26 protein-coding genes and 1 pseudogene are annotated in these 26,744 nt (G+C 71.3%); 17 read left to right on the forward strand and 10 right to left on the reverse strand.

What is annotated here, in order from left to right; all coding sequences use genetic code 11:
• Both AB5J51_RS15690 and AB5J51_RS15695 read right to left on the reverse strand, forming a co-directional pair.
• Complete coding sequence (locus AB5J51_RS15690; protein WP_133896995.1) at nucleotides 1-405, reverse strand: hypothetical protein; 405 nt, start codon at nucleotides 403-405, stop codon at nucleotides 1-3.
• Nucleotides 398-3,601 carry a M36 family metallopeptidase gene (locus tag AB5J51_RS15695; RefSeq protein ID WP_369777909.1) on the reverse strand — a complete coding sequence of 1,068 codons (3,204 nt, stop codon included), beginning with the start codon at nucleotides 3,599-3,601 and terminating at the stop codon, nucleotides 398-400. The genes AB5J51_RS15690 and AB5J51_RS15695 overlap by 8 nt, the downstream gene beginning before the upstream one ends.
• Nucleotides 3,602-4,004: 403 nt before the next feature.
• Here AB5J51_RS15695 and AB5J51_RS15700 point away from each other — a divergent pair.
• From AB5J51_RS15700 to AB5J51_RS15725, 6 genes and pseudogenes are all read left to right on the forward strand, one after another.
• Nucleotides 4,005-4,211 (forward strand): annotated as a pseudogene (locus AB5J51_RS15700) (type II toxin-antitoxin system prevent-host-death family antitoxin); the annotation flags it as partial.
• Nucleotides 4,204-4,467: a type II toxin-antitoxin system RelE/ParE family toxin gene (locus AB5J51_RS15705; RefSeq protein ID WP_369777910.1), complete on the forward strand. Its 264-nt coding sequence runs from the start codon at nucleotides 4,204-4,206 to the stop codon at nucleotides 4,465-4,467. The pseudogene AB5J51_RS15700 and the gene AB5J51_RS15705, both read left to right, overlap by 8 nt.
• Nucleotides 4,468-4,730: 263 nt before the next feature.
• Nucleotides 4,731-5,345, forward strand: a complete 615-nt coding sequence (locus AB5J51_RS15710) for an antibiotic biosynthesis monooxygenase (RefSeq protein ID WP_369777911.1) — start codon at nucleotides 4,731-4,733, stop codon at nucleotides 5,343-5,345.
• Between the two features lie 331 nt (nucleotides 5,346-5,676).
• Nucleotides 5,677-5,946, forward strand: coding sequence for a type II toxin-antitoxin system Phd/YefM family antitoxin (locus AB5J51_RS15715; protein WP_030713854.1), 270 nt, complete (start codon nucleotides 5,677-5,679; stop codon nucleotides 5,944-5,946).
• Nucleotides 5,939-6,202 (forward strand): type II toxin-antitoxin system RelE/ParE family toxin, encoded by a 264-nt coding sequence (locus AB5J51_RS15720; RefSeq protein WP_093677539.1) that lies wholly within the window; start codon nucleotides 5,939-5,941, stop codon nucleotides 6,200-6,202. The genes AB5J51_RS15715 and AB5J51_RS15720 overlap by 8 nt, the downstream gene beginning before the upstream one ends.
• A gap of 104 nt (nucleotides 6,203-6,306) precedes the next feature.
• Nucleotides 6,307-7,557 (forward strand): hypothetical protein, encoded by a 1,251-nt coding sequence (locus AB5J51_RS15725; protein WP_369777913.1) that lies wholly within the window; start codon nucleotides 6,307-6,309, stop codon nucleotides 7,555-7,557.
• A 30-nt stretch (nucleotides 7,558-7,587) separates the two neighbouring features.
• Here AB5J51_RS15725 and ychF read toward each other — a convergent pair whose 3' ends face one another.
• Complete coding sequence (ychF, locus tag AB5J51_RS15730) at nucleotides 7,588-8,676, reverse strand: redox-regulated ATPase YchF (protein ID WP_369777914.1); 1,089 nt, start codon at nucleotides 8,674-8,676, stop codon at nucleotides 7,588-7,590.
• Nucleotides 8,677-8,835: 159 nt separating this feature from the next.
• Here ychF and AB5J51_RS15735 point away from each other — a divergent pair, with 159 nt between their 5' ends.
• Entirely contained in the window at nucleotides 8,836-9,342 is a 507-nt protein-coding gene (locus AB5J51_RS15735; protein ID WP_240805409.1) for a DUF6542 domain-containing protein, read from the forward strand.
• 22 nt (nucleotides 9,343-9,364) lie between these two features.
• Here the strand turns inward: AB5J51_RS15735 and ppgK are convergent, their stop codons facing one another.
• Entirely contained in the window at nucleotides 9,365-10,111 is a 747-nt protein-coding gene (ppgK, locus tag AB5J51_RS15740) for a polyphosphate--glucose phosphotransferase (RefSeq protein ID WP_053786218.1), read from the reverse strand.
• 26 nt (nucleotides 10,112-10,137) lie between these two features.
• Complete coding sequence (locus AB5J51_RS15745) at nucleotides 10,138-11,142, reverse strand: 4-hydroxy-3-methylbut-2-enyl diphosphate reductase (RefSeq protein WP_053786219.1); 1,005 nt, start codon at nucleotides 11,140-11,142, stop codon at nucleotides 10,138-10,140.
• Nucleotides 11,143-11,228: 86 nt separating this feature from the next.
• Here AB5J51_RS15745 and AB5J51_RS15750 point away from each other — a divergent pair, with 86 nt between their 5' ends.
• From AB5J51_RS15750 to AB5J51_RS15765, 4 genes are all read left to right on the forward strand, one after another.
• Nucleotides 11,229-12,599 (forward strand): APC family permease, encoded by a 1,371-nt coding sequence (locus tag AB5J51_RS15750; RefSeq protein ID WP_369777915.1) that lies wholly within the window; start codon nucleotides 11,229-11,231, stop codon nucleotides 12,597-12,599.
• Nucleotides 12,600-12,730: 131 nt separating this feature from the next.
• Nucleotides 12,731-13,996 (forward strand): exodeoxyribonuclease VII large subunit, encoded by a 1,266-nt coding sequence (xseA, locus tag AB5J51_RS15755; protein WP_369777916.1) that lies wholly within the window; start codon nucleotides 12,731-12,733, stop codon nucleotides 13,994-13,996.
• Nucleotides 13,997-14,051: 55 nt separating this feature from the next.
• Complete coding sequence (locus AB5J51_RS15760) at nucleotides 14,052-14,297, forward strand: exodeoxyribonuclease VII small subunit (RefSeq protein ID WP_030291008.1); 246 nt, start codon at nucleotides 14,052-14,054, stop codon at nucleotides 14,295-14,297.
• 125 nt (nucleotides 14,298-14,422) lie between these two features.
• Nucleotides 14,423-15,013: a malonic semialdehyde reductase gene (locus AB5J51_RS15765; protein ID WP_030291006.1), complete on the forward strand. Its 591-nt coding sequence runs from the start codon at nucleotides 14,423-14,425 to the stop codon at nucleotides 15,011-15,013.
• A 105-nt stretch (nucleotides 15,014-15,118) separates the two neighbouring features.
• Here the strand turns inward: AB5J51_RS15765 and AB5J51_RS15770 are convergent, their stop codons facing one another.
• Nucleotides 15,119-15,643, reverse strand: a complete 525-nt coding sequence (locus AB5J51_RS15770; RefSeq protein ID WP_369780264.1) for a DUF4245 domain-containing protein — start codon at nucleotides 15,641-15,643, stop codon at nucleotides 15,119-15,121.
• A 212-nt stretch (nucleotides 15,644-15,855) separates the two neighbouring features.
• Between AB5J51_RS15770 and glpX the strand changes: the two genes are divergently transcribed.
• Nucleotides 15,856-16,887: a class II fructose-bisphosphatase gene (gene glpX / locus AB5J51_RS15775; protein WP_030291004.1), complete on the forward strand. Its 1,032-nt coding sequence runs from the start codon at nucleotides 15,856-15,858 to the stop codon at nucleotides 16,885-16,887.
• Nucleotides 16,888-16,984: 97 nt separating this feature from the next.
• Here glpX and AB5J51_RS15780 read toward each other — a convergent pair whose 3' ends face one another.
• Together AB5J51_RS15780 and AB5J51_RS15785 are read right to left on the reverse strand one after the other, a co-directional pair.
• Complete coding sequence (locus tag AB5J51_RS15780; RefSeq protein ID WP_369777917.1) at nucleotides 16,985-17,383, reverse strand: WhiB family transcriptional regulator; 399 nt, start codon at nucleotides 17,381-17,383, stop codon at nucleotides 16,985-16,987.
• 220 nt (nucleotides 17,384-17,603) lie between these two features.
• Nucleotides 17,604-18,302 (reverse strand): DUF1707 domain-containing protein, encoded by a 699-nt coding sequence (locus AB5J51_RS15785; RefSeq protein ID WP_369777918.1) that lies wholly within the window; start codon nucleotides 18,300-18,302, stop codon nucleotides 17,604-17,606.
• Between the two features lie 151 nt (nucleotides 18,303-18,453).
• Here AB5J51_RS15785 and AB5J51_RS15790 point away from each other — a divergent pair, with 151 nt between their 5' ends.
• Nucleotides 18,454-20,118 (forward strand): fumarate hydratase, encoded by a 1,665-nt coding sequence (locus AB5J51_RS15790; RefSeq protein WP_053786223.1) that lies wholly within the window; start codon nucleotides 18,454-18,456, stop codon nucleotides 20,116-20,118.
• Between the two features lie 137 nt (nucleotides 20,119-20,255).
• Complete coding sequence (locus tag AB5J51_RS15795; RefSeq protein ID WP_136225253.1) at nucleotides 20,256-20,861, forward strand: hypothetical protein; 606 nt, start codon at nucleotides 20,256-20,258, stop codon at nucleotides 20,859-20,861.
• Between the two features lie 8 nt (nucleotides 20,862-20,869).
• Here the strand turns inward: AB5J51_RS15795 and AB5J51_RS15800 are convergent, their stop codons facing one another.
• Nucleotides 20,870-21,250 carry a hypothetical protein gene (locus AB5J51_RS15800; RefSeq protein WP_369777919.1) on the reverse strand — a complete coding sequence of 127 codons (381 nt, stop codon included), beginning with the start codon at nucleotides 21,248-21,250 and terminating at the stop codon, nucleotides 20,870-20,872.
• Nucleotides 21,251-21,303: 53 nt separating this feature from the next.
• On the opposite strand from AB5J51_RS15800, the gene AB5J51_RS15805 reads away from it, so the two are divergent.
• Nucleotides 21,304-22,077: a glycerophosphodiester phosphodiesterase gene (locus AB5J51_RS15805; RefSeq protein ID WP_053786226.1), complete on the forward strand. Its 774-nt coding sequence runs from the start codon at nucleotides 21,304-21,306 to the stop codon at nucleotides 22,075-22,077.
• A gap of 92 nt (nucleotides 22,078-22,169) precedes the next feature.
• Here AB5J51_RS15805 and AB5J51_RS15810 read toward each other — a convergent pair whose 3' ends face one another.
• Nucleotides 22,170-23,699 (reverse strand): ricin-type beta-trefoil lectin domain protein, encoded by a 1,530-nt coding sequence (locus AB5J51_RS15810; RefSeq protein ID WP_053786227.1) that lies wholly within the window; start codon nucleotides 23,697-23,699, stop codon nucleotides 22,170-22,172.
• Nucleotides 23,700-23,804: 105 nt separating this feature from the next.
• Here AB5J51_RS15810 and AB5J51_RS15815 point away from each other — a divergent pair, with 105 nt between their 5' ends.
• Nucleotides 23,805-25,208: a class II fumarate hydratase gene (locus AB5J51_RS15815; protein WP_369777920.1), complete on the forward strand. Its 1,404-nt coding sequence runs from the start codon at nucleotides 23,805-23,807 to the stop codon at nucleotides 25,206-25,208.
• Between the two features lie 103 nt (nucleotides 25,209-25,311).
• Nucleotides 25,312-26,007: a DUF402 domain-containing protein gene (locus tag AB5J51_RS15820; protein ID WP_136225245.1), complete on the forward strand. Its 696-nt coding sequence runs from the start codon at nucleotides 25,312-25,314 to the stop codon at nucleotides 26,005-26,007.
• The last annotated feature ends 737 nt before the right edge of the window (nucleotides 26,008-26,744 follow it).

Genomic DNA, 26,744 nt, shown 5'->3' on the forward strand with positions numbered 1-26,744 from the left:
TCACGGGACCACGAAGGTCAGCGTGGCCGGCGGGGCGGGGGGGCGGGGGACGCTGATGTTCGTCGTGCCCCTGCGGACCGCGCGCAGTTCCCATGCCCGGTGGCCCGTGGCCGTCACGTTGCTGACCGGGATCAGCAGGACCGACCCGCCCTGCGCGGTGGGTTCCGGGCCGCCCTCCGGGAGGGGGAGGCGGAGCTGGGCCGTCTGCCCGACCTCGAGCCGGCCCGTGAAGCCGTCGTCGGCCCCGGTGAGTACGCGGCCCTGCGCCGGCGTCGGTGCGCCGGCTGCGGTGGCGCCCGTACCGCCCGGGTCGTGCGTCGCTTTCGCCGTCGGGCGCTCCCGGCCGCCCCCGCACCCGGTGAAGAGCGCGAGGGCGGCGAGGCACACCAGGCGTCGGTCAGCCACCGTCACGCACGTTGAACCGCAGCAGGACGTCGACCTGGGACTGCAGCTGGTCCCGCGTCGACGCCGGGTTGTTGTAGACCGCCTCGGCGCGCGCCATCGCCGCCCCGAAGGTCGAGTCCGTCTTCCAGTCGCCGTTGGTGTCCACCGGCGTGGCCAGGTCGTACGACCCGTTCGCGAAGTTGAGCCACGCCGCGAGCAGCTGCTGGGACACCAGCGGCCCCGGCTGCGGGGAGCCCGAGCTCAGGATCGCGTACGCCTGCGCCTCGGTCAGCGGCCCGTACACCGCGCTCATGAACGAGGCCACGCCCAGCAGGCAGGCCCGCTGGCCCGAGGTGAACCCGTTCGGCGCCCGCCCGTCGTACTCGCCCATCCAGTACGCCTGGTTGCGCGCCCGCAGCGCATTGCCGGTGGTGATGACGGCCGCCGTGTCGGAGGCGGTGCCAGCGTCGTCGTCCCGGCCGGTGAACGTCAGCGTGGACAGGCAGGCGGCCGGGTACGCGTGCGACTTCGCCGCCGTCACGTTGCGCGCCTGGACCGGGGGGCTCGGGTCCGGGTCGGTGGCCGGCGGGTTCACCAGCGAGACCAGGTCGTCCGAGGTCCCCTCCCCCCACAGCCACGTCAGGTCCAGGTCGTCGCTTCCGGGGTCGGTCGACGTGCCCTTCACGGTGATCGGCGTGCCCGCGTGGGCGATGAAGGCCTTCTGCCCGTTGTACGTCGTCTGGCCGTCGGCCGAGATCGCCGCGTTCGGGTCGGTGTTGGTGACCGTCGCGTCGAGCGACCGGCAGGAGCGCGTGTCGTCGTCACTGCCGCAGACCTCGATCGTGAAGGTCCCGTCGTCCCCGTAGGTGTGCGCCGCGGTGAAGCCCAGCGTCGCGTCGGGACGTACGTTCTCCAGCGTGCCGGCCAGCGCCTGCGGGCCCGCTCCGTCGCCCCAGTCGACCGTGGCGGTCAGCGGGTCGAGCCAGCCCGGGTCCCCGATGCCGCCCGTCAGGGTGACCGGGCTGTTCTCCCCGGCCGGGGGCACCGACTCCAGGGACACGGCCGGCGCGACGTTCTCGACGGTGACCGTCGTCGAGTCGGTGGCGGTGTTGCCTGCGCCGTCCGTCACCCGGAGCCCGACGGTGAAGACGCCGTCCTGGCCCACCCGGGCGAACGTCGCGCCGGCCCCGGTGGCGTCGTCGTACTGCCCGTCGTTGTCGAGGTCCCACGCGTACGTCGTCAGGTTCCCGGCCGAGGGCGCACTCCCTTTGGCGGACCCGGCGGCGCTGAGCGTGACGTCCGTCCCCTCGCCCGTCGTGTACGGGCCGCCGGCGTTCGCGGTCGGCCGGCAGGCGGCCGGGACGGTCTCGTCGGCCGTCACGGTGGTCTGGTCCGCGCTCGACGCGGCGGCCTCGCCCATGCCGCGGCCGGCGAAGACCCGCCACAGGAGGCACTGGTTCGCGCCCGCGTTGTTGGTCATGTCGGCGGCCAGGATGCCGTCGCGCGCGTCGAGGTAACTCGGCGCGGAGACCGTGTTCTTCATGCCGTCGATGACGAGCTGCTGGGTGAACGCGACGCCCTTCGCCTCGCGGATGTCGTACATCGTCGCGGCCCAGATCTCGCCGTTGCGGTGCACGCCGCGGGCCGGTCGGAACGTGCCCCACTTCTCGGTGGACGTGTCGTACGCCTGCGTGCGGATGCCGGTGGCGGTGTTGCCGGTGACGTACTCGCCGACCGTCGCGTCGCCCCACTTGAGGAAGGAGATCGTGTCGCTCCAGCCCTCCCCGAGGGCGCCGGTCTGGGCACCGACGCCGAGGTTGCCGCCGCCGACGAGGCGGTTGGACACGCCGTGGCCGTACTCGTGCGCGATGACGTCGCCGTCGAGCGAACCGTCACGCCACGGTCGGCCCAGCGGCTGCCACATGTACATCTGCATGCGCGGGCTGGCGCCGTCCCCGGGGGTGCCGAAGTTGGCGTTGTTCGTGCACCGGATGGCGTTCGCCTGCGTGCTGTTGTCCAGGCAGCCGAGGTCCCAGCCGTCCTGTGCCTCGGCCAGTACCGGGTCGTTGCCCGAGCCGCCGCGACCGAAGTTGTCGACCTGGAAGTTCCGCGACGCCTCGTCGAACCCCAGGCCGTAGAGGTAGTCGTGCATCACATTGGTGTAGTAGAAGAGCTGCGTGACGATGGGGTTCACGTCCGCGTCGAGGTTGGCCTGCGTCGCGCTCGCGTTGGTGCGCCAGGTGTCGTTGAACGTGTAGTTGAAGTGCTGGTAAGCGGGGTCGCCACTGGCCGGGGACTGCGGGCGCAGCGCGTCGTTCCCGGTGTCCGGCACCGTGTTGTCGCCGTCCTCGTCCCGGTACGCGTTGGCGTTGTTGCCCTGCGTCAGCCGGCCCGCCACCCAGGACCCGTCGCGCCCGGTGAACGGCGTGACCGTACGGGCGGCGCCGGCGACGTCCGGGTGCTGCGCCGTGAAGACGGTCCCTTCGGGGCCGGCGTGGTGGTACCGGCTCTCGCGGCTCAGCACCTTGCCGTCGGCGGCGTCGACCACCGTCTGGTACCAGGACGTACCGGAGACCTCGATGTCGGTGAGCCAGGCCGGGCGCAGCTCGCGGCCGGAGTCGGTGGGGAACCACACCAGCTCGGCGGTCACGTCGTTGGGCTTCGTGAGCGTCTTGGCGTAGACGTTCTTGAACTTCTGCTTGCCCTTGTCGCGGTTGTCCGTGCCCGTCAGCTCCTGCTGGGCCCTGGCGCCCTGGGCCTCGGCCGCGTGGTCCAGGGCCTGCTTGGCCGTCAGCTCGACGCTGCCGGCCGGCTCGGCGGTCACGACGGCGCCGCCGAGGATGACGAGGCGGCCGCGCTTGTCGACGGTGGCGGTGAGGAGCCCGCCGTGGACGCGCATGCCGTCGATGCTCTGGCCGATCGTCACCTGCTGCGCCCCGTTGTGCTTGGTGGGGTACGTGGAGATGACGACGAGCTGAGCGGCCTGCTCGGCGGTGAGCCCGAACTCGCCCCGGTGGTCGCGCACGTAGGCGAGCGCGACGTGCTCGGGAGCCCGCTTGGAGGGCGGGGTCAGATAACCACCGGAGTTGAAGATCATCCGGGCGTGCCCGGTCGCGGGGTCGCGCCGTACGGTCGGATCGGCCGGGTCGTCGACCCCCGGCGGCGCGGCGGCGGCCAGACCCGGCGCCAGGGCCAGGAGCAGGCTCGTGGTGGTCACTGCGGTCCACAGCCTCGTGCGGAATCGCCATCTGGTCACGGCCCGGGCCTCCCAAGCGCCAACGCTCCCCCGGGTCTGCTGTCGAGACCGCGCGCGCTCCGTGACCCTACTCACCAAGATCCACCGGTCAACGAGGCTCTCCGCCCGCTCCCACCCACGACCCCATTTGCGGGCAAGCACCCACAAGCCAGGCACCGCGGCCCACTGCGGGTACCCCGAAACACCGAGTTGATCGATGGAACCCTCGCCTTCACGGTGTCGCCCCAGCGGTCCTGGCCCGGCCGCCTCGCCACCGCCCTGACCACCACGCTCACGGCGCGGGCGCCGGCCGGCTTCGAGGTCGAGTGCGAGACGACGATCCGCCCCTGCGCGAAACCGGCTCCTACACGCCCGCCGGAATCTTGACCGCGCAGACCGCGACGACGTGCCCACTGTGATCACGCGCCGAGGCAAGGAAGTCGCCGCCGTCGTCTCCATCGAGGTGCTGCGCAAGTACCAGGAGTGGGAAGAGCGCGAGATCAACCGGATCATCGACGAGCGCATGGCCAACCCGGCTTCCGGCATCCCGATCGAGGACGTCATGAGGGAGACGCTGGCGCGCGGTGAGTGAGTACCGAACCGTCTTCCGCCCCGAGGCGCAGGCCGAGCTTCGGAAGATCCCCCGCGACATGGCGCTGCGCATCCTGGCCAGGCTGACCGAGCTGGAAACCGACCCTCTCGGCTTCAACACCACCGCACTCGTGTCCCAGCCCGAGCGACGCCGTCTGCGCGTCGGCGACTACCGCATCGTCTACACGATCGACAACGGGGAGCTGGTGGTCTGGGCCGTTCATGTGGGTCACCGGTCCACCGTTTACGACACGTAGCTGCTCCAGGCTCTGCGGACTGTTACCTCGATAGCGCGGCTGTTCGGGATCGCCTTCGCTGCGAGCTCGTTCGCTGCGAGCTCGATCAGCGCCTCCACCTTCGCCAGGTCGGCCGCAACCCCATGGGGAACCACGCGCCCCCGGAGACGGCCCGCCTCTTCACCTGAATGCCCCTGCCGCGTTGACCCCCATCCGCCCCGGCCATCGCATGGAGTGGGGAACACGAGCCCGCGCGGGGCCACCGGAAGGCAGGAAAGGGCGCTATGTACGTTCGCAGCATCTATGCAACGGGTGATCCGGCCGAGCTCGACGGGGCCGCCGAGGCTCTCCGGACCGACGGTCGGGCGCTGCTGTCGACGCAGCCGGGCTTTCGCGGGATGGGTCTGTTCGCCGACCGCGAGCTCGGCAAGCTCCTGGTGGGATCGTGGTGGGAGGACGAGGCCTCCCGTCAGGCCAGCTACGAGAACCTGAGCAAGCGGCGGGCCGAGATGATGGCGCCCTTCGCGCAGACCGTGACGGTCGACAACTGGGAAGCGGCGGTCGCCCGGCGCGCAGAGGAACTCGGGCCGGGCGCGGGGTTCCGGCTGGTCCACATGGACGTCGAGCCGTCCGATGTCGACCTGCTGGTGGACACGTTCCGCGAGACCTCACTGCCCAAGCTCCAGAAGGTCCCCGGACTGGCCGGCATCTCCCTGCTCGTCGACCGCGATCGAGGCAGAGCCGCTGTCGGCGCGCTCTACCCCGACCGCGACGCACTCGTGGCATCCCGTGGCGCCGTCGCGGCGGTCCGCGGGGAGTCCGCGACGAGGGCCCGGGCGACCACCCGCAGCCTGGAGGAATTCGAGGTCATCCTCGCCACGGCGGTCCCCCACGCCTGACCCGCGACCCCCTCGCGCGCCGGGCCACTCGGACCAGCGTCGCGATCCCAAGTCAGCACCAGGTCGGCACGGGAATGCAGAAGGGGTCGGACTCGCCAGAGCCGACCCCTTCCGACCTGCCAGCTCACATGCAGTGACGAAAACGACTACACGTTGAAGCGGAACGTGCAGCACAGAGCTCTCACCTGCGTCAACACGGTTTCTGGCGATCTCATCCAGCACCAATCCAGCACCGTGCGAGTACATCCAGCACATCCAGCACGAGCGATGGAGCGCCACCGGCCCGCCGCGCGCGTTGTGTACACATGGGACACTCGGTACCCTTGGGCGCATGACGCAGCCACTGCCCATAGAGTCCATCCGCGACGTGCGCGCTCACCTGGCAGAAGTCGTGGAGCGCGCAGACCGCGACGACGTGCCCACTGTGATCACACGCCGAGGCAAGGAAGTCGCTGCTGTGGTGTCCATCGAGATACTGCGCAAGTACCAGGAATGGGAAGAGCGCGAGATCAACCGGATCATCGACGAGCGCATGGCCAACCCGGTACCCGGCATCCCGATCGAGGACATCATGAGGGAGACGCTGGCGCGCAGTGAGTGAGTACCGGACCGTCTTCCGCCCCGAAGCTCAGGCAGAGCTGCGCAAGATCCCCCGCGACATGGCGCTCCGCATCCTGGCCAAGCTGACCGAGCTGGAAAGCGACCCACTCGGCTTCAACACCACCGCACTCGTGTCCCAGCCCGAACGCCGCCGCCTACGTGTGGGTGACTATCGCGTCGTCTACACGATCGACAACGGTGAGCTGGTGGTGTGGGTCGTGCACGTCGGGCATCGCTCCACCGTTTACGACACCTGATCCTGCGCCAGGAACAGCTGCGATCGGTCAGAATCCGCTGGAGGCAGCGGCAGCATTTCCGGGGGCCGCGCCAGATTGTCAGCGCCGGCTGCTTCCATGGCGCCATGAGCACTGTGCACGAGACCGCCGCCCTCCTCCCCGACCCCGCTCAACTCCGCGCCCATCTGCGCGCACTGGCCGTCCTGGACGCCACGATCGGCGACGATCCGCGGTTCTGCTGCTACACCCTCGATGCCGGCTGGGGCCCCGGCGCAGAGGCTGCCCTGATGGAGAACGGCTCTGGGGCCGACTTCTCCGTCCTCTTCACTCCGGACGGCGTGCTCATACGCGGTTTCGACCACGAGTCGGAGATGAGTCCGTACGGGACGGACGACGAGCAGGTCTGGCCCGGTGTCCTCGACGAAGTGCCCGCAGCGCTGCGCCCGCTCCTGGACGCACCCGCCTTCCACGACGAGGGCATTGACGCCCCTCGCGTCACCGCCTGCCTGTGGCGGGAGACTCACGACACAGCCTGGCGAGCCGGCTCGTCCATCGCTTTCCCCGCCGGCAGCAAGGACCCGGACGGGTCCGGCTTCCTCTTCCCGCTCCTCATCGACCGATCCCCTGAGGCCGTCCAGGCCCACTTCGAGGACTACTACGAGCGCCCCGTCCCTCTCGACGCCGTGCGCCACGTCCTCGCCGGGCACCCCCTCACCCCAGCGATCACCGCAGCCCTCAACCCGGCCGTCCTCTCGGACAACGCACTGATCCGCAGGATCGCCGCGCATCCCGAGGTCGCCTCCTACCTGGCCTGCGACGGCGAGTTCGACCTTGCCCGCACGGACCCGATCGAGTCGATCGCCCTGCCCAACGGCCTCCCGGTGGAGCCCATCGCCGGCTGCAACGCGGGCGGCACCCACTACTTCTGCGGCCCGGCCGTGCCCGACGGCCCCCGCCCCGTCCTCTACACCGACTCCGAGGGCCGGGCCTCCCTCATCGCCGAGTCTCTCGCCGAGGCCTTGACTCTCGCCATCGTCCTCCCGTCCTGGCACGACGCCCTGGCCGGCTTCCGTCCTCCTGCCCTCAACTCCGACTACCTCGACGATCGCCCGGACCACCCCACCGTCCGCGACCGCCTCCTCGCCGCACTTCGGCTCCCCCAGGCCAGCGACCGGGAAGTCCTGGAGCGCCTACTCAGCACCGCCGCCCGCACCGTCACCGACGGATACCTCCCGCACGTTCCAGACGAGGAGGCCTCCGGCTTCCAGCCGATGCTCACCGCTGACGCGACGTCAGAATATCCAGCACCGCCAGCACGGGGACGCCGAAGGGGTCGGGCTCACCGAAGCCCGACCCCTCCTGACCTGCACGCTTGACGAACCACCTAGCATGCAGTAACGACACGGTTACACATTGAAGCGGAACTCGACCACGTCGCCGTCCTGCATGACGTAGTCCTTGCCCTCCATGCGGGCCTTGCCCTTGGCGCGGGCTTCGGCGACCGAGCCGCAGGCGACCAGGTCCGCGAAGGAGATGACCTCGGCCTTGATGAAGCCGCGCTGGAAGTCGGTGTGGATCACGCCGGCCGCCTCGGGGGCCGTGGCGCCCTGCTTGATCGTCCAGGCGCGGGTTTCCTTCGGGCCGGCCGTCAGGTACGTCTGCAGGCCGAGGGTGGCGAAGCCGACGCGGCCGAGGGTGGCCAGGCCGGGCTCGTCCTGGCCGACCGACTGGAGGAGCTCGAGGGCCTCCTCGTCGTCCAGCTCGGAGAGGTCCTGCTCCAGCTTGGCGTTCAGGAAGATCGCCTCCGCCGGGGCGACCAGCGCGCTCTGCTCCGCCTTGAAGGCGTCGTCCACCAGTTCGTCCTCGTCCACGTTGAAGACGTAGAGGAACGGCTTCGTGGTCAGCAGGTGCAGCTCGTGGAGGAGGTCGCCCCGCTCCGTGCCCTTGGTGATGCCCTTGGAGAAGAGGGTGTCGCCGCCCTCGAGGATCTTCTTGGCCTCGACCACGGCCGCGAGGACCGCGACCTTCTCCTTCTGGAGGCGGGACTCCTTCGTCAGGCGCGGCTCGGCCTTCTCGATGGACTGGAGGTCGGCGAGGATCAGCTCCGTGTTGATCGTCTCGATGTCGTCCTTCGGCGAGACCTTGCCGTCGACGTGCACGACGTTCTCGTCCTTGAAGGCACGGATGACCTGGCAGATCGCGTCCGACTCACGGATGTTCGCGAGGAACTTGTTGCCCAGGCCCTCGCCCTCCGATGCCCCGCGGACGATGCCCGCGATGTCGACGAAGTCGACCGTCGCCGGGAGGACGCGCTGCGAGCCGAAGATGCCGGCGAGCACGGCCAGGCGCGGGTCCGGGACGCCGACGACGCCGACGTTCGGCTCGATGGTGGCGAACGGGTAGTTGGCCGCCAGCACGTCGTTCTTGGTCAGGGCGTTGAACAGGGTCGACTTGCCGACATTCGGCAGGCCGACGATTCCGATCGTGAGCGACACGTTGGCGACTTCCCGTAGCTGGAGGGGGCGGCGGCCCGGGAGTGGGCCACCGGACAGTTTACTTTCCGATGAGTGGCAGTCGTTGTACGCGTGTCCCCACCCCGATACCGCGCTCGGCCCGCCTAGCTTGGTGGGGTGGAGCAATACAGGACGCGTTCGGTGGATCACCCGCAGCGACAGCAGCAGCCGGAGCGGCAGCAGCCGCGGCGCCCGGCCCCGACCGTCGGCGCAGTGCCCGCCCAGGGCGGCCGGCCGCGGCCCGCGCCGGCCCGGCGGCTGCCGCGGGCCCGGCTGACCGGGCTCGGCGGCGGGCTGTTCGCCTGCGTCGCGATGACCCTGGTCGCCGGGATCGCCTGGCTGCTCTTCGGCGGCTCGCTGCTCGCGTACGGGCTGCTCTTCCTGCCCGTCGCGGCCGCCACCGCCCTCTGGGTGCGCCCCGCCGACCTGATCACCGCGCCGATCTCCGCGCCGATCGCCTTCGCCGTCGGAGTCTGGCCCCTCTCCGGCGGCTCCGGCGGCTTCGGCGCGGAGCTCATGGGCATCGTGTCCGCCCTGTCCCTGCACGCCGGCTGGCTGTACGGCGGGACCCTGATCTCCGCGCTGATCGTCGTCGTACGGAAGGCCGTGCTGATCTCCCGGCGCAGGCTCCCCCGCCGGACCGCTTAGCTGCCCGGTTCAGCTGCCCGGTTCAGCTGCCCGGTCCCCGCGCCGCCATCGCCGCCCCCACGATGCCGGCGTTGTTCTGGAGCTTCGCCGGGACGATCTCGGCCCGGACGTCCTGGATCAGCGGGAGGAACTTCTCCGGCTTGCGGCTGACGCCGCCGCCGATGATGAAGAGTTCCGGCGAGAAGAGCATCTCCACGTGCTCCAGGTACCGCTGCACCCGGTGCGCCCAGCGCTCCCAGGTGAGCTCCCCGTCCTCCTTGGCCTTGACCGACGCCCGCTTCTCCGCGTCGTGGCCCTTCAGCTCCAGGTGGCCGAGCTCCGTGTTCGGGACCAGCCGGCCGTCCGTGAACAGCGCGCTGCCGATGCCGGTGCCCAGCGTCAGCATGATGACCGTGCCGCCGCGGCCCTTGCCCGCGCCGTACGTCATCTCCGCGATCCCGGCCGCGTCCGCGTCGTTGAGGACCGTGACGGGCTGGCCGCCGAGCCGCTGCGACAGCAGGGTCGCCGTGTCGACGCCGATCCACGCGCTGTCCATGTTGGCCGCCGTACGGGTGACGCCGCCGGTGACGACGCCCGGGAACGTCACCCCCACCGGGCCGTCCCAGTCGAAGTGGCGCACCACCTCGACGACACAGCCGGCCACCCCGTCGGGGGTGGCCGGCTGCGGTGTCAGTACCTTGTGGCGCTCCTGCGCCAGTTCGCCACGGTCCAGGTCCGCGGGAGCACCCTTGATCCCGGAACCGCCGATGTCCACACCGAAGATCTGCATGGACTCACCGTACGAAACGAAACGGGCTACTTCTCGGCGACCAGCGCGGCCGCTTCGGCGCGCAGGTCGCGGCGCAGCTCCTTCGGCAGCGAGAACACGATCGACTCCTCGGCGGTCTTGACGATCTCCACGTCCTCGAAGCCGCGCGCCGCCAGCCACTCCAGGACCTCCTCGACCAGCACCTCCGGCACCGAGGCGCCCGAGGTCAGGCCGACCGTGCCGACGCCCTCCAGCCAGGCCTCGTCGATCTCGCTCGCGAAGTCGACGAGGTGCGCGGCGCGGGCGCCCGCGTCGAGCGCGACCTCGACCAGCCGGATCGAGTTCGAGGAGTTCTTGGAACCGACGACGATGACCAGGTCGGAATCCGCGCCCATCACCTTGACCGCGGCCTGGCGGTTCGAGGTGGCGTAGCAGATGTCGTCGCTCGGCGGCGAGACCAGCAGCGGGAACTTGGTCTTCAGCGCGTCGACCGTCTCCATGGTCTCGTCGACCGAGAGGGTGGTCTGGGAGAGCCAGACGACCTTCGACTCGTCGCGCACGACGACCTTGTCCACGTCGTCCGGACCGTCCACGATCGTGATGTGGTCCGGGGCCTCGCCGGAGGTGCCGATGACCTCCTCGTGGCCCTCGTGGCCGATGAGGAGGATGTCGAAGTCCTCGTTGGCGTACCGGATCGCTTCCTTGTGCACCTTGGTGACCAGCGGGCAGGTCGCGTCGATCGTCGCGAGCTTGCCGGCCGCCGCCTCCTCGTGCACCACCGGCGCCACGCCGTGCGCGGAGAACATCACGATGGAGCCCTCGGGGACCTCTTCCGTCCGCTCGACGAAGATGGCGCCCTTCTTCTCCAGCGTCTGCACGACGTACTTGTTGTGCACGATCTCGTGCCGGACGTAGACCGGTGCACCGTACTGCTCGAGGGCCTTCTCGACGGCGATCACGGCTCGGTCCACGCCCGCGCAGTAGCCGCGCGGGGCGGCGAGCAGGACGCGTCGGGAAGCGGGAGCAGGTGCGGCAGCAGTCATGCGGTCCATCGTACGGGGGTCTCCAGGAGGCCGGGCGTCGCCCATTCGGCACAGACTGGGTCGAACGTGCGAACCGACCGCCCCTCGGAGGAATGATGGCGTCCGTTACGGAGCCCGGTACGGCGCCGCAGCCGGCCCTCCGGCGGAGCCTGGGATTCCGGGACCTGGTGGTCTACGGGCTCCTCTTCATCGCCCCCATGGCCCCGGTCGGGGTCTTCGGCACCCTGGACGCGAAATCGCACGGCGCCGTCGCCCTCGTCTACGTCTTCGCGACGGTCGCGATGGCGTTCACGGCGTTCTCGTACGCCCAGATGGTCCAGGTGGCCCCGCAGGCCGGCTCGGTGTTCACGTACGCGCGCAAGGGGCTCGGCGAGGGGGCCGGGCTGATCGCCGGCTGGATGGCGATGCTCGACTACCTGCTGATCCCGGCCGTCGCGTACCTCTTCTCGGGCATCGCGATGAACGCACTGGTCCCGGAGGTCTCCCGGTGGGTGTGGACGGCGCTGGCCGTGCTGGTGACCACCGCGCTGAACCTGTGGGGCGTACGGGCGGCCGCGCGGGTGGGGTTCGCCGTCCTGACCATGGAGATCGCGGTGCTGCTGGTGTTCACGGTGGCCGCGGTGACGGTGCTCGTCCGGGACGGGGCGCAGCGCGGCTGGCTCTCGCCGCTGACCGGCGACGGCACGCTCGGCTTCTCCCTGACGGCCGTCCTGGGGGCGGTGTCGGTGGCGGTCCTCTCGTACCTCGGCTTCGACGCGATCGCCTCCTTCGCGGAGGAGGTGACGGGGGGCTCGGCGCGGGTGGCGCGCGCGGTGCTGTTCTGCCTGGCGCTGGCCGGGGTGCTGTTCATCGCGCAGAGCTACCTGGCGGCGCTGCTGATGCCGGTGTCCTCGGCGCAGCTGGCTGCCGAGCCGGCGCAGCAGGGGCCGGCCTTCTACGACGCGGTGGACTCCTCGGTCGGCCCGTGGCTGCACGACCTGGTCGCGGTCAGCAAGGCGATCGGGGCGGCTTTCGCGGCGCTCGCCGGGCAGGCTGCGGCGGGCCGGCTGGTGTTCGCGATGGCGCGGGAGCGGCGGCTGCCGGGGGCGCTCGCGCGGACCTCGGACGGGACTCCGCGGCCGGCCCTGCTGGTGGCGGCGACGATCACGCTGATCGCGGCGGTGTGGGCGGCCCGCCGCGACGACGGGCTCGACCAGCTGGTCTCGGTGGTGGACGTCGGGGCGCTGGTGGCGTTCACGCTGCTGCACGCCTCGGTGGTCGGCTGGTTCGTGGTCCGGCGCGGGGCAGGGCCTCCGAACTGGTGGAGACACCTCGTGGTGCCGGTGCTCGGCGCGGCGGTGACCGTGGCGGTGATCGTCGAGGCGGCGTGGACGGCGCAGGTGGTGGGGGCGGTGTGGCTGGCGGTGGGCCTGGGGGTGCTGTTCGTCCAGCGCGGCCGGCGGCCGGACGGCGACACCGTGACCTGACCCTGAGACGAGACACCGCCACCGCCACCGCCACCGGACCGGACCCGGACCTGATCCGGATCCGGACCTCGGAACACGACACCATCACCCGTCCCTGAGACGCTGTCAGCCCGGGCGGCTAGCCTTCGTGCATGGGTCTGAATACGTCGGCTGACGCGCCGCTGCCGGTCGGCCAGGTGTCCCGGCTCATCGGGGGCTGGATCGACAGGCTCGGCCAGGTGTGGGTGGAGGGGCAGATCACGCAGCTCTCGCGGCGGCCGGGGGCGGGGGTGGTCTTCCTGACGTTGCGCGACCCCTCGCACGACATCTCGCTCAGCGTGACCTGCTACCGCCAGGTCTTCGACGAGGTCGCGGACGCGGTGACGGAGGGCGCGCGGGTCGTCGTACTCGCCAAGCCGGAGTGGTACGCCCCGCGCGGGCAGCTGTCGCTGCGGGCCACCGAGATACGGCCCGTCGGCATCGGCGAGCTGCTCGCCCGGCTGGAGAAGCTCAAGCGGTCCCTCGCCTCCGAGGGCCTGTTCGCGCTGGACCGCAAGAAGCCGCTGCCCTTCCTGCCGCAGCTGATCGGGCTGGTGGTCGGGCGGGCCTCGGCGGCCGAGCGCGACGTACTGGAGAACGCCCGGCGGCGCTGGCCGGCGGTCCGCTTCGAGGTCCGGAACGTCGCCGTCCAGGGGGTGAACGCGGTGCCCCAGGTGATCCGGGCGGTCAAGGAGCTCGACGCCCTGGACGAGGTCGACGTGATCATCGTGGCCCGCGGCGGCGGCAGCGTGGAGGACCTCCTCCCGTTCTCCGACGAGGAGGTCGTACGGACGGTCGCGGCGGCCCGCACCCCGGTGGTCTCGGCGATCGGGCACGAGCCGGACTCCCCGCTCCTGGACCTGGTCGCGGACCTGCGGGCCTCCACGCCCACGGACGCCGCGAAGAAGGTGGTCCCGGACGTCGGCGAGGAGCTGGAGCGGGTGCGCCAGCTGCAGGGCCGGGGGCTGCGGGCGGTGCGCGGGCTGCTCGACCGGGAGGAGCGGGGGCTCGCGCATGCGCTCGCCCGGCCGGTCTTCGTCCATCCGCAGCGGATGGTCGAGACCCGCGAGGCCGAGCTGGAGGCCCTGCTGGGCCGCACCCGGCGCACCCTCGGGCACCTGCTGGACCGGGCGGATTCGGAGCTGGCCCACACCCTGGCCCGGGTGGTGGCGCTGTCCCCGGCGGCGACGCTGGAGCGCGGGTACGCCGTACTGCAGCGGGCGGACGGGCACGTGGTGCGCTCGCCGCAGGACGTCTCCGCGGACGAGCCGCTGCGCGCGCGGGTGGCGGAGGGCCAGTTCTCCGTACGGGTCGCACAGGTCGCACAGGTCGCACCGGACGCCCAGGTCGCACCCGACGCCGGGCAGCGCGGCGAGTGAGCCGCGCGCCCCGCACCACATATTCGATGCACTGCACACACAAGGTGGGACGGGAATGACTGAAACCGATACCTCGTTGGGGTACGAGCAGGCCCGGGACGAGCTCATCGAGGTCGTCCGCAAGCTGGAGGCCGGCGGCACCTCCCTCGAGGACTCGCTCGCGCTCTGGGAGCGCGGCGAGGAGCTCGCGAAGGTCTGCCGGCACTGGCTGGAAGGGGCCCGCGCCCGGCTCGACTCGGCGCTGGCAGCCCGCGAAGCGGGGGCCGACGGGGGTGGCGGGAGTGACGAGCGGGACGCCTGAGGCCGGGCCGGAAGCGAGGCCAAACGTGATCCGAGTCACCTCGACGCCGATTTAGTTGAAAGTTCTACAACTTTTGGCTTAATGTCGGGACATCGCTTCACCTCCGTATGGAAGAAGGCTTTCCGATGTCTCTCGTTCTTGACTCCGCCGCTCAGGACCTGCTGTTCCGCGAGGCCCGCACCGCCAACTCGTTCTCCGACGAGCCGGTGACCGAGGAGCAGGTCCAGGCGATCTACGACCTGGTCAAGTACGGCCCCACCGCCTTCAACTCGACGCCGCTGCGCATCACGCTGGTCCGCTCCCCCGAGGCCCGCGAGCGCCTGGTGAACCTGATGATGGAGGGCAACCAGGCGAAGACCGCCGCCGCGCCGCTGGTCGCGATCCTCTCCGCGGACAACGAGTTCCACGAGGAGCTCCCGACCCTGCTGCCGCACTTCCCGCAGGCCAAGGACGCCTTCTTCAGCGAGCGCCCGGTCCGCGAGCAGGCCGCCGTGATGAACGCCGCCCTGCAGGCCGCGTACTTCATCGTCGGCATCCGCGCCGCCGGCCTCGCCGCCGGTCCGATGGGCGGCCTGGACTTCGCCGGCGTCCAGAAGGAGTTCCTGGACGACGACCACACCCCCCTGATGGTCGTCAACATCGGCAAGCCGGGCGAGGACGCGTGGCACCCGCGCGGCCCGCGCCTGAGCTTCGACGAGGTCATCACCACCGTCTGAGTCCTGACCCGGACACGCAGAAGGCCGCTCTCCCGGGATTCCGGGGAGCGGCCCTTTGTGCATGTCGGCGCCCTTACGGCGGCGGGCCGGCGGGCGTGCGCCCGGCTACTGCGCGGCGCCCTGCTTGAACTCCAGCGCCGCCGCCATCGTGCCGAGATCCTCGAACGAGGCCGTCCCGGTCACCACCGTGACGTAGCCCTGCTCCTGCCGGACGAGGGCGTCGTACTTCTCGCCCTCCCAGCGCTCCCAGGTCAGATCGCCGACCTGCTGCGTCTGCCCGGTGGCCTTCGCCTGCTGCGTGAGGGCTGCCAGGCGCTTGGCCGAGGCGTCGCTGGACTGCTCGATCGCGACGTACTGCCCCTTCGGGTCCAGGAAGCCCAGGTGCCAGGCGTTCGCGGCCTTGCGGTCGAACGTCACCGAGGTCGCGCGCCACTGCTCCGGGAGCCCCGCGGGGGCCGCCACCGGGTACGGCGCCGCGCGCCGGGCGGTGATCGTCTCCACCCGGTAGTCGACCACGTGTGTCGGATCGGCCTTCTCGTCATGTGGGACGAAGATGTAGATCACCGCGACGACGACACCGATCACCGCCAGCGACCGGACCATGTCCCAGACCGTCTGCTTGCCCTTCATACCTGCCACGCCACCATCGTCCCCCATGGCCGGGAGCGATCTCCGCCGGGGTCCGCGCGGCGACCGCGGAGGTCCGCAAGATGTCCGCTCACGCCAATCACCCGACCGATATTCCGCTCATACGTGACCCGGTCTGCTCAATTTGTCGACGTACCGATAGGGTTCAAGCACCCTCACTTCCCGGCCGTCGCCGTACAGAAAGGTGCGCTCCGATGACCGAGCACAACCTGCCGCCCCAGCTCGAAGTCTCTCCGGAGGCCCCCGACCGCAACCTCGCCCTGGAACTCGTCCGGGTGACCGAGGCCGCCGCGATGGCCGCCGGCCGGTGGGTCGGGCGCGGCGACAAGCTCGGCGCCGACGGCGCCGCGGTCAACGCGATGCGGACCCTGATCTCCACCGTCTCGATGAACGGCGTCGTCGTCATCGGCGAGGGCGAGAAGGACGAAGCCCCGATGCTGTTCAACGGCGAGCGGGTCGGCGACGGCACCGGTGCCGAGGTCGACATCGCCGTCGACCCGATCGACGGCACCACCCTGAACGCCAAGGGCATGCCGAACGCCATCGCCGTGCTCGCCGCCGCCGACCGCGGCACCATGTTCGACCCGTCCGCGGTGTTCTACATGGAGAAGCTGGTCACCGGTCCCGAGGCCGCCGACTTCGTCGACATCAACGCACCCGTCTCGGTGAACATCCGCCGCGTCGCGAAGGCCAAGAACATGGCCGTCGAGGACGTCACGGTGATCATCCTGGACCGCCCCCGCCACGAGGGCATCGTCAAGGAGATCCGCGAGACCGGCGCCCGGATCAAGTTCATCTCGGACGGCGACGTCGCGGGCTCGGTCATGGCGGTGCGCGAGGGCACCGGCGTGGACCTGCTCCTGGGCATCGGCGGCACCCCCGAGGGCATCATCTCGGCCTGCGCGATCAAGTGCCTCGGCGGCACGATCCAGGGCAAGCTGTGGCCGAAGGACGAGGCCGAGCGCCAGAAGGCCATCGACGCGGGCCACGACCTGGACCGGGTCCTGCACACCGACGACCTGGTGTCCGGCGAGAACGTCTTCTTCGTCGCCACCGGCATCACGGACGGCGAGCTGCTGCGCGGCGTCCACTACCGGTCGGAGACCGCGACCACGTCCTCGCTGGTCATGCGCTCGAAGTCGGGCACGATCCGGAAGATCGACTCGACCCACCGCCTGTCGAAGCTGCGCGCGTACAGCGCGGTCGACTTCGACCGCGCGAAGTAAGAGCCGACGGACGCGGGCCGGCCGGCGGCCGGCACAGCGAGAGGGGCGTTACCGCGTGCGGCGGTAGCGCCCCTCTCGTTCGCGTGCGTACGGGCCTTCAGCCCGCGGCGGCTATCGGCCCGGCCCCCGGCGCCTGGCGCAGTTCCGCGGCCCGGCGCCGGCGGCGGGCCAGCACCACCCGCCGCTCGGCGGCGGTGAGCCCGCCCCAGACCCCGTACGGCTCGGGCTGGAGCAGTGCGTGCTCGCGGCAGGCGACCATCACCGGGCAGCGCGCACAGACGCGCTTGGCGGCCTCCTCGCGGGAGAGCCTCGCCGCGGTCGGCTCCTTGGAGGGCGCGAAGAACAGCCCCGCCTCGTCCCGGCGGCACACCGCCTCCGCGTGCCATGGCCCGTCCTCTTCCCTCGCCGGCACCCGCGGCTTCGGTACGGCGGCCGGACGCGCCTGGAGGGTCTGTACGGCGGCTACCTGCAGGGACTGATGCGGCGGATGCTGCACGGTCTACTCCTGACGACGTATACGCAAGCGAGAGACGATGCACCTGTCCCTACCCGCTGTACGCGCCCCTAAGCACTGCGTGGAGCAAGCGCGCCACGGTGGGGAACTTCGACCGAAACCCGACGCACAGCCCGGCGCGAGCGGCGTCGGCAGCCACCTCGGCGCCCGCGCCGGGGGAACGCACGTCCGCTGCCGCTGACCGGTACCGCTGCTCCCGGGGCTACCCCTCCAGGCGCTTGCGGAGCTTGAGGGCCAGGTCGACCAGGCGGGCGCCCGTCTTGGGCCGGGCCTCGATGTTGCCCAGCAGCGCGAAGCCCCGGACGATCACCACCGGCGCGTTCGGATCGGTGGTCCCGGCGCGGCCCTCGCCGTGCACCTCGAAGTTGCCGAGGACCCCGCTGCCGTAGCCGCGGAGCGTCACGTTCTCCGGGACCAGGATCTCGACGTTCCCCAGCACGCTCGTCACGCTGACCTCGGTGACCTGCTGCTCGAAGACGGCCTCGGTGAGGTCGATGTTGACGTCGCCGAGCACGGAGACCACGCGGGTGTGCGCGCCCGGCCGCCAGCGGCCCTTGCGGGTGACGCTGCTGCACACGGCGACCACGCTCTCCGCGACCTCCGCCGGGCCGGCCGGCGCCGGGCGCGCCGGAGCTGCCGGGGCCTGTGCGTACGCGGGCGTCGCGGGCGCGGCGCCGGGCGCGGGCAGGTCCCGTACGAGGACCTCGAGCTCCCCGACCGTCTTCACGGCGTACAGCGAGTCCAGGCGCTCGGAGTGCTCCCCGGCGGTCAGCCGGCCCTCGGCGAGGGCGTCGGCCAGGATGTGCGCGATCCGGTCGCGGTCGGCGTCGGAGGCCCGCAGCTCGGCGGGGGCGGCTCCGGGGGCGGCGGCAGGCGCGGCGGGCTTCTTTTCCAGGTCCACGTCAGCCAGCATAGCCACACGCGATAGATCGCGATAGTCACCAGTGAGCCTTACCTCACAGACACAGCCCGGGACGGAGGTCCTACGCTGGATAGCCGCGCTGCCAAACCGGTCGCCAGCGCCGTCTGCCGAGTGAGGAATGACTGCCGTCATGCCAGAGTTTGCGTACACCGACCTGCTGCCCCTGGGCGAGGACACCACCCCCTACCGGCTGGTGACCTCGGAGGGCGTCTCGACCTTCGAGGCCGACGGCCGTACGTTCCTCAAGGTCGAGCCGGAGGCGCTGCGCAAGCTCGCCGAAGAGGCCATCCACGACATCCAGCACTTCCTGCGCCCCGCGCACCTCGCGCAGCTGCGCCGGATCATCGACGACCCCGAGGCCTCGTCGAACGACAAGTTCGTCGCGCTCGACCTCCTCAAGAACGCGAACATCGCGGCGGCGGGCGTCCTGCCGATGTGCCAGGACACGGGCACGGCGATCGTGATGGGCAAGCGCGGCCAGAACGTGCTGACGGAGGGCGCCGACGAGGCGGCCCTCTCCCGCGGCATCTACGACGCGTACACGCGCCTGAACCTGCGCTACTCGCAGATGGCCCCGCTCACGATGTGGGAGGAGAAGAACACCGGCTCGAACCTGCCCGCGCAGATCGAGCTGTACGCGACGGACGGCGGCGCGTACAAGTTCCTCTTCATGGCCAAGGGCGGCGGCTCGGCCAACAAGTCGTTCCTCTACCAGGAGACCAAGGCGGTCCTCAACGAGGCCTCCATGATGAAGTTCCTGGAGGAGAAGATCCGCTCGCTGGGCACCGCGGCCTGCCCGCCGTACCACCTGGCGATCGTGGTCGGCGGCACGTCGGCGGAGCACGCGCTCAAGACGGCGAAGTACGCCTCGGCGCACTACCTGGACGAGCTGCCGCGCGAGGGCTCCCCCCTCGGCCACGGCTTCCGCGACGAGGCGCTGGAGCAGCAGGTCTTCGAGCTGACGCAGAAGATCGGCATCGGCGCGCAGTTCGGCGGCAAGTACTTCTGCCACGACGTCCGCGTCGTGCGCCTCCCGCGCCACGGCGCGTCCCTGCCGGTCGCGATCGCCGTGTCCTGCTCGGCGGACCGCCAGGCCACCGCGAAGATCACCGCCGAGGGCGTCTTCCTGGAGCAGCTGGAGCGCGACCCGGCCCGCTTCCTGCCGGACACCACCGACGAGCACCTCAGCGACTCCTCGGACGTCGTGTCCATCGACCTGAACCAGCCCATGGACGAGATCCTGGCGACCCTGACCAAGCACCCGGTCAAGACCCGCCTTTCCCTGACGGGCCCGCTGGTCGTGGCGCGCGACATCGCGCACGCCAAGATCAAGGAGCTGCTGGACTCGGGCGCCGAGATGCCGCAGTACCTGAAGGACCACCCGGTCTACTACGCGGGCCCGGCGAAGACCCCCGAGGGCTACGCCTCGGGCTCCTTCGGCCCGACCACGGCCGGCCGCATGGACTCGTACGTCGAGCAGTTCCAGGCGGCGGGCGGCTCGAAGGTCATGCTGGCCAAGGGCAACCGCTCGCAGCAGGTGACGGACGCGTGCGGCACGCACGGCGGCTTCTACCTGGGCTCGATCGGCGGCCCGGCGGCGCGCCTGGCCCAGGACTGCATCAAGAAGGTCGAGGTCCTGGAGTACGAGGAGCTCGGCATGGAGGCGGTCTGGAAGATCGAGGTCGAGGACTTCCCGGCGTTCATCGTCGTGGACGACAAGGGCAACGACTTCTTCCAGAACCCGGCCCCGGAGCCGACGTTCACCCACATCCCGGTCCGCGGCCCGGGCCTGTAGTACGACGGCCCGAGGGCCCCTCCCCCGTGCGGGGGAGGGGCCCTCGGGCATGTCGTCCGACAGGCAGATGGATCGGCCGGGGCTGCGCGCGAGGCTGTTGCCGTATCCCAACGGCACACCCTCAACGGGAGTTCACGATGAAGAACCGCAAGCGCGTCCTCGTCCTCGCCGGATGCGCCGCCGCCCTGGTGGCGACCCTGATCGGCGCGGCTCCGGCCCCCGCGGCGCCGGCTGCGCCGAGGCTCGCCTCGGTGCACGGCGGCGGGACGGTGTCCTACCCGTACGTCCCGAAGGAGCACGACATCCGCTTCACGGTCGACGCCGACGCCGTCCCGTGGAGCCGGCCCTTCCCGGCGCCGGGCGGCGAGCAGGGCATGCCGGTCGACGCGCGCGGCCGGGTGACCGTCTACCACGCCATGCCCGACACGGGCTTCACCGGTGTCGCCGAGGCGGAGGTGGACTGCATGGTCACCGGCGGCAGGACGGCCACGGTCACCGCGGTGGTCACGTCCTCGAACGTCGGCTGGGAGGGCAAGCGGATCGGGATCAGCGTCCAGGACGGCGAACGCGGCGGGCCCGACCGGGTGGGCTTCTCGTGGGGCCTCGCCAACGTCGACGTGAAGCCCGACGGCTCGGTGTCGGAGCCCCGCGTGGGCACGTGCATGGCCCCGGCCCCCTTCACGGAGGTCACGAAGGGCGGCTTCAAGGTCACCCCGGCCCCCTTGGCCCCGCGCCCCCACTGAGCAACCCGTCAGAACCTGCCCCGGTCTTCGCCCGCTGCGCGGAGCGCGCTCCCGCGCAGCAGCTCGGCCTCGACCGGCGTGGCCTCGAAGCCGTGGGACCGCGCTTGGCTCAGCCGCGCGAGCGTGAGGCCCATGACCTCGCGGGCGGTTCTGAGCGGCACGCCGTCCGGGCCGCCGACTCCCAGGCGTTCCGTGCCTTCGCGGGCGATGATCTCCTCGCGGATGAGGTCCGGGGCCGGGCCCCAGCCGCCGTCGCATGCCTGTGTTCCGGCCACCGGGCAGTAGTGCTGCCACTCCCGGCGCAGGCGGCCGTCGACGACGCGCTGCCACGACTCGTCCTGGCAGGACGCGCAAGGCTCGCAGTGCAATGTCACGAAGTGTTCGGCCATCGGTGCAGCATGCTGCACCGGGGCGGTCACCGCATGCGGATAACGTCTGATCCATGAATCGGCAGTACGCGCAGTCCTTCACCGCCCGCGACGTGCGGGTCATCGCCCATCGGGGGGCCTCACACGAGCACCCCGAGCACACCCTGGCCGCCTACCGGCAGGCCATCGCCGACGGCGCCGACGCGCTGGAGTGCGACGTACGGCTGAGCGCCGACGGGCGGCTCGTGTGCGTGCACGACCGGCGGGTGGAGCGGACCTCCGACGGGCGCGGGGTCGTCTCCGCCATGACGTACGAGGAGCTGGCCGGCCTCGACTTCGGCGGCTGGAAGGGCGAGGAGCACCGCGGGGCGCAGGTGCTGCTCTTCGAGGACCTGCTCAAGGAGGCGCTCGCCGCCGACCGGCCCGTCGGGCTGGCCGTCGAGACCAAGCACCCCACCCGCGCCGGCGGCCGCCTGGAGGCCGAGCTCGTACGGGTCCTGAAGGACCACGGGCTGGCCGACGGCTCCGACGGCCGCGTCGAGGTGATGAGCTTCTCCCGCAACGCCCTGACCCGGCTGAACCGGCTGGCTCCCGGCCTGCCCGCCGTCTACCTGATCGAGCGGCGGCTGCGGCCGGCCCGGCCCCCGTTCGCGGGGCACGCCGGACCCGGTATCGACCTGCTGCGCAAGGATCCGGGGCTGGTGGCGCGGCTGAAGGCCAAGGGGCTGCGGGTGCGGGTCTGGACGGTCGACGAGCCGGAGGACGTGGAGCTGTGCCTGCGCCTCGGCGTGGACACGCTGATCACCAACCGGCCCCGCGAGGTACGGGAGTACCTGAACGGCCTGTGACCGGCCCCGCGTACGGCCACCCGGCCGGGGTGCGCCGGCCGGGTGTGGGCGGGTCGGGTCGTGTGCAGGTGCGGGTCTGCGCGCTGTGCCCTCTACACGAAGCGCTGGTTCGCCGAGCCGTTGCAGGTCTGCAGGCGCAGCTGGTCGTGGGCGGCGGCCACGGTCAGGCACATGCCCGGGGCGGCCGCGGGGCGCAGGGTGGCGCCGTCGCGGACCCACTGCTGGTTCGCGCCGCCGTGGCAGTTCCAGAGGATCAGGCCGGTGCCCGCGCCGTAGTTGGCGCCCGGGGCGTCCAGGCAGCGGTCGTGGGTGAGCTCGATGTGGACGGACTTCTTCGCGGAGTCGTACCACCAGCCCTGGTTGCGGCCGCCGTGGCAGTCCCAGCCGATGACCTTGGTGTCATTGGCGCTGGCGCCGCCGCTGGAGTCGAGGCAGTTGCCGGTCGACTGGTTCTTCAGCGGCCGGTACAGGTCGTCCCAGGCACCGGCCTGCAGGACCGGGGTGCCGGTGCTCGCAGGGTCGGCGCAGGAGGCCTCGCGCAGGCCCGAGTCGTAGAGCTGGGTCAGACAGGACGCGAAGGCGCCGTGGCCGCGGTAGTTGGGGTGGAAGGACTGGCGGGCGGTGTTCTCGTCCCACGGGAAGTGGTCGCCGAGGTCCAGGTAGAGGCCGCGGGCCCAGGAGTCCTCCATGCACACCTCGTGCCCTTGGAAGAGCCGCGAGTTGTCCAGGTACGTGGCGCCCGAGGCCAGGGCCGCCGCGCGCATGCCCTTCTCGAAGGTGGGCACCGCGTAGTTGCGGCCCCAGGCGGCGTCGGAGTCGTAACCGGCGCAGCCTCCGGGGAGCTTGCCGGGGAAGTTCGGGTTGTCGTAGAAGTCGGGGCCGATGGGGCTGGGGTAGCCCATCACGACGAGCTTGTAGTCGGAGTCGGCGTAGCCCGCGTCGCGCATGACCGTCTTGAGGTCGGCGACGGTGGACTCGACCTTGGGCTTCAGGCCGTCGACGCGCGCCTGCCAGCCGGGGCCGTACTTGGGCTCGCACGTGCCCTGGCTGAGCACCCAGCGGGTCACGCAGTCGGTCATGACCGGGCCGAACTGGAGGTCGTCGTTGGCTCCGGCGACGAGCAGCACCATCTTGATCTTCGTGTTGCGCGCCTTGATGGCCAGGTTGTCGCTCTGCACCAGCTCGTCGGCGTACTGCTTGCTGCCGCCGATCCGGATGTTGCCGGTGTAGCCGCCGGAGCAGGCGGCGTTGAAGGTCAGGTCGGCCGGGATGCCGGTGCGGTGGATCGCGGAGTCCGGCGAGCGGTGGCACTGGTTGTCCGGGGTGTTGGTCGCCGGGTCGTAGTTGCCGACGCCTTCGCCCGAAATCTCGCTGTCGCCGAGCGAGATCAGGCCGGTCTTGCGCTCGTTCAGCGGGCGGATCGCCGGGTCGCCGTAGATCTTGACGGCCTCCGCCGCGCGGACGGCCTCCAGCTCGGGCGAGAGCGGAGTGGCGGCCGCTGCGGGGCCGGTCGCGGCCTGGGCCATGGGGGTGATGGCGGTGACGCCCCCGAGGGCGGCCGCGATCGCCGCGACGGCGGCGACGGTAGATCTGAGCCCGGGTCTCGTACGTACACGTGTCATGAACGTCTCCCCTGTCGGTGTTACCCACGGTATTTACTGGCCGGTAGGGGACTTGGGAACACTTCGACCAAGACAATTGCTCAACTTTTTGAGGAGGCAACGAACATGACCGACGATCAGAACCAGGGCACCTACCGGACCGAGCACGACTCGATGGGCGAGGTACGGGTGCCCGCGCACGCCAAATGGCGGGCCCAGACCCAGCGCGCGGTGGAGAACTTCCCCGTCTCCGGGCAGCGTCTGGAGCGCGCCCACATCGAGGCGCTCGCCCGCATCAAGGCCGCGGCCGCCGCGGTGAACGCGAAGCTGGGGGTGGTGGACGAGGACATCGCCGAGGCGATCCGGTCCGCCGCCGCCGAGGTGGCCGAGGGGCGCTGGGACGAGCACTTCCCGGTCGACGTGTTCCAGACCGGGTCCGGGACCTCGTCCAACATGAACACCAACGAGGTCATCGCCACCCTGGCCGGCGAGCGGCTCGGTCGCGAGGTCCACCCCAACGACCACGTCAACGCCTCGCAGAGCTCCAACGACGTGTTCCCGTCGTCCATCCACATCGCCGCGACCGCCGCCGTCACCCGCGAGCTGATCCCGGCCCTGGAGCACCTCGCCGCCGCCCTGGAGCGCAAGGCCGCCGAGTTCGCCGAGGTGGTCAAGGCGGGCCGCACGCACCTGATGGACGCCACCCCGGTGACGCTGGGCCAGGAGTTCGGCGGGTACGCCGCCCAGGTGCGCTACGGCGTCGAGCGGCTGCGGGCGGCGCTGCCCCGGCTGGCCGAACTGCCGCTGGGCGGGACCGCCGTGGGCACCGGGATCAACACGCCGCCCGGGTTCTCGGCCGCCGTGATCGCCGAGGTGGCCGCCGCGACCGGACTGCCGCTGACCGAGGCCCGCAACCACTTCGAGGCCCAGGGGGCGCGGGACGCGCTGGTGGAGACCTCGGGAATGCTCCGTACGATCGCCGTCTCCCTGACGAAGATCTCCAACGATCTGCGCTGGATGGCCTCGGGGCCGCGCACGGGATTGGCCGAAATTAATCTGCCTGATCTCCAGCCGGGCTCCTCGATCATGCCCGGGAAGGTCAATCCGGTGGTCCCGGAGGCCGTACTCATGGTCGCCGCACAGGTGACCGGGAACGACACGACCGTCGCCGTCGCGGGGGCGGCCGGCAATTTCGAGCTCAATGTGATGCTCCCGGTGATGGCGAAGAACCTGCTGGAATCGATCCGGCTGCTCGGCAACGCGAGCCGCCTGCTGGCCGACCGCACCGTCGACGGGATCACCGCGAACGCGGCCCGGGCCAGGGAGTTCGCCGAGTCCTCCCCCTCCGTGGTGACCCCGCTGAACCGGTACATCGGCTACGAGGAGGCGGCCAAGGTCGCCAAGAAGTCCCTCGCCGAGCGGAAGACGATCAGGGAGGTCGTACTGGAGGCCGGGTACGTCGAACGCGGCGACCTGACGCTGGAACAGCTGGACGAGGCTCTCGACGTCCTGCGGATGACCCGGCCCTGAAAACGTTTCCGCACTGGGGCCGGATTCGGTCGTTTCCCGTTCCCGCACACCTCCGTGACCTGCACCGCAGCGGGCGCGGGGGCCTCCGCCCTAAGATCTGCGCATGACAGGTACCGGAGGCCGCGGGGGCGGCGACGCGCAGGGCACCCGCTGGCGGCCCGGGGAGCAGATCCTCTGGCGCTACCGCGACCACGCCCCGGGCCTGAAGGGCGCGGTCCACATCTGCCGTCCGGTGACCGTGGTGCAGGACACCGACGAGCTGCTGGCGGTGTGGATGGCCCCCGGCACCGAGTGCGTCAAGCCGGTGCTGGCCGACGGCAGCCCCGTCCACGGGGAGCCGCTCGCCACCCGGTACACCGCGCCGCGCACCACCGTACGGTCGCGCTGGTTCGGCGCCGGCGTGCTGAAGCTGGCCCGGCCCGGTGACCCGTGGTCGGTGTGGCTGTTCTGGGAGCACGGCTGGCGGTTCAAGAACTGGTACGTGAACCTCGAGGAGCCGCGGACCCGGTGGTCCGGCGGGATCGACTCCGTGGACCACTTCCTGGACATCTCCGTCTACCCGGACCGCACGTGGACGTGGCGGGACGAGGACGAGTTCGCGCAGGCCCAGCGGTCCGGGCTGATGGACGCGGAACAGGCCCGCCAGGTGCAGGTCGCGGGGCGTGCCGCGGTGGACGTGATCAAGGCCTGGGGGGCTCCGTTCTGCGACGGCTGGCAGGACTGGCGGCCGGATCCGGCCTGGGGGGTTCCGGCCCTTCCCGAGGACTGGGACCGCACTCCGGCGCATATGACCTCATGAGACCCTTGATGCGCCCCCGGGGTTCAAACGTAAGATCTCCCTCCGCGGGTCGCGCGCGGGAGGCGCGCTCGGCAGCACATCCGTAAATGTCGTGCCGTACGCGGGACTTGACCGGAGGTCAACGCAGGGCGAGAGGTAACGAGCGGGACGCGGTACCGCGGGGTGATGGTGTCCCCGCCGCTGAGCGGGTATACCGCGACTGACCGAGTTGAGTGCAGCGCACATCGAGCGCAAACGGACGGAATTCCACGCGTGACGGAGTACCCCACCTCGCAGGAGGGCCCGCAGCCCGCCGCGGCCGCCGCGACACCGGCCCCGGGCGGCTCCGCCCTGCCTGCCGCCTCCGGCGGTGCGGCGGAGGAACTGGGCCACGGCAAGGCCCCCGTCCCCGCCGCCGAGGCCGTACGCGGTTCGGCCGCGGCCGGCGACGACCCGGTCCGCGCGCACGCGGAGGCCGCCGGCCGGGGCTCGGACGTCCCGCGCCCGCGCGGCGAGGGTGTCCCCGCCCCGCAGGACGGCACGCCCCGCCCGGGCCGCGGCCGCTCGCGCGCCGCCGCGCAGGGCACGGCCGGCCGCCGCGCCCGCGACGGCGAGGCGGCCCGCAACGCCGCGCGCGAGACCGCGGCGGGCGGATCCCGGCGGCGCGACGGCGAAGCCGCACGGAACGCCGCGCACGCGGCGGCGGCCCACGACGAGGATCCGGCCTCCGCGGCCCTGCCCGCCGGGCGGGCCCACGA

This window comes from Streptomyces sp. R33 (assembly GCF_041200175.1).
GTDB lineage: Bacteria > Actinomycetota > Actinomycetes > Streptomycetales > Streptomycetaceae > Streptomyces > Streptomyces katrae_B.

What these genes read in the sequence shown, in the direction of transcription:
- AB5J51_RS15710 (WP_369777911.1), top strand. Translation starts at nt 4,731, where the DNA reads ATGTACGTTCGCAGCATCTATGCAACGGGTGATCCGGCCGAGCTCGAC.
- AB5J51_RS15715 (WP_030713854.1), top strand. Translation starts at nt 5,677, where the DNA reads ATGACGCAGCCACTGCCCATAGAGTCCATCCGCGACGTGCGCGCTCAC.
- AB5J51_RS15725 (WP_369777913.1), top strand. Translation starts at nt 6,307, where the DNA reads ATGAGCACTGTGCACGAGACCGCCGCCCTCCTCCCCGACCCCGCTCAA.
- ppgK (WP_053786218.1), bottom strand. Translation starts at nt 10,111, where the DNA reads ATGCAGATCTTCGGTGTGGACATCGGCGGTTCCGGGATCAAGGGTGCT.
- AB5J51_RS15745 (WP_053786219.1), bottom strand. Translation starts at nt 11,142, where the DNA reads ATGGACCGCATGACTGCTGCCGCACCTGCTCCCGCTTCCCGACGCGTC.
- AB5J51_RS15750 (WP_369777915.1), top strand. Translation starts at nt 11,229, where the DNA reads ATGGCGTCCGTTACGGAGCCCGGTACGGCGCCGCAGCCGGCCCTCCGG.
- xseA (WP_369777916.1), top strand. Translation starts at nt 12,731, where the DNA reads ATGGGTCTGAATACGTCGGCTGACGCGCCGCTGCCGGTCGGCCAGGTG.
- AB5J51_RS15760 (WP_030291008.1), top strand. Translation starts at nt 14,052, where the DNA reads ATGACTGAAACCGATACCTCGTTGGGGTACGAGCAGGCCCGGGACGAG.
- AB5J51_RS15765 (WP_030291006.1), top strand. Translation starts at nt 14,423, where the DNA reads ATGTCTCTCGTTCTTGACTCCGCCGCTCAGGACCTGCTGTTCCGCGAG.
- AB5J51_RS15770 (WP_369780264.1), bottom strand. Translation starts at nt 15,643, where the DNA reads ATGAAGGGCAAGCAGACGGTCTGGGACATGGTCCGGTCGCTGGCGGTG.
- glpX (WP_030291004.1), top strand. Translation starts at nt 15,856, where the DNA reads ATGACCGAGCACAACCTGCCGCCCCAGCTCGAAGTCTCTCCGGAGGCC.
- AB5J51_RS15790 (WP_053786223.1), top strand. Translation starts at nt 18,454, where the DNA reads ATGCCAGAGTTTGCGTACACCGACCTGCTGCCCCTGGGCGAGGACACC.
- AB5J51_RS15795 (WP_136225253.1), top strand. Translation starts at nt 20,256, where the DNA reads ATGAAGAACCGCAAGCGCGTCCTCGTCCTCGCCGGATGCGCCGCCGCC.
- AB5J51_RS15800 (WP_369777919.1), bottom strand. Translation starts at nt 21,250, where the DNA reads ATGGCCGAACACTTCGTGACATTGCACTGCGAGCCTTGCGCGTCCTGC.
- AB5J51_RS15805 (WP_053786226.1), top strand. Translation starts at nt 21,304, where the DNA reads ATGAATCGGCAGTACGCGCAGTCCTTCACCGCCCGCGACGTGCGGGTC.
- AB5J51_RS15810 (WP_053786227.1), bottom strand. Translation starts at nt 23,699, where the DNA reads ATGACACGTGTACGTACGAGACCCGGGCTCAGATCTACCGTCGCCGCC.
- AB5J51_RS15815 (WP_369777920.1), top strand. Translation starts at nt 23,805, where the DNA reads ATGACCGACGATCAGAACCAGGGCACCTACCGGACCGAGCACGACTCG.
- AB5J51_RS15820 (WP_136225245.1), top strand. Translation starts at nt 25,312, where the DNA reads ATGACAGGTACCGGAGGCCGCGGGGGCGGCGACGCGCAGGGCACCCGC.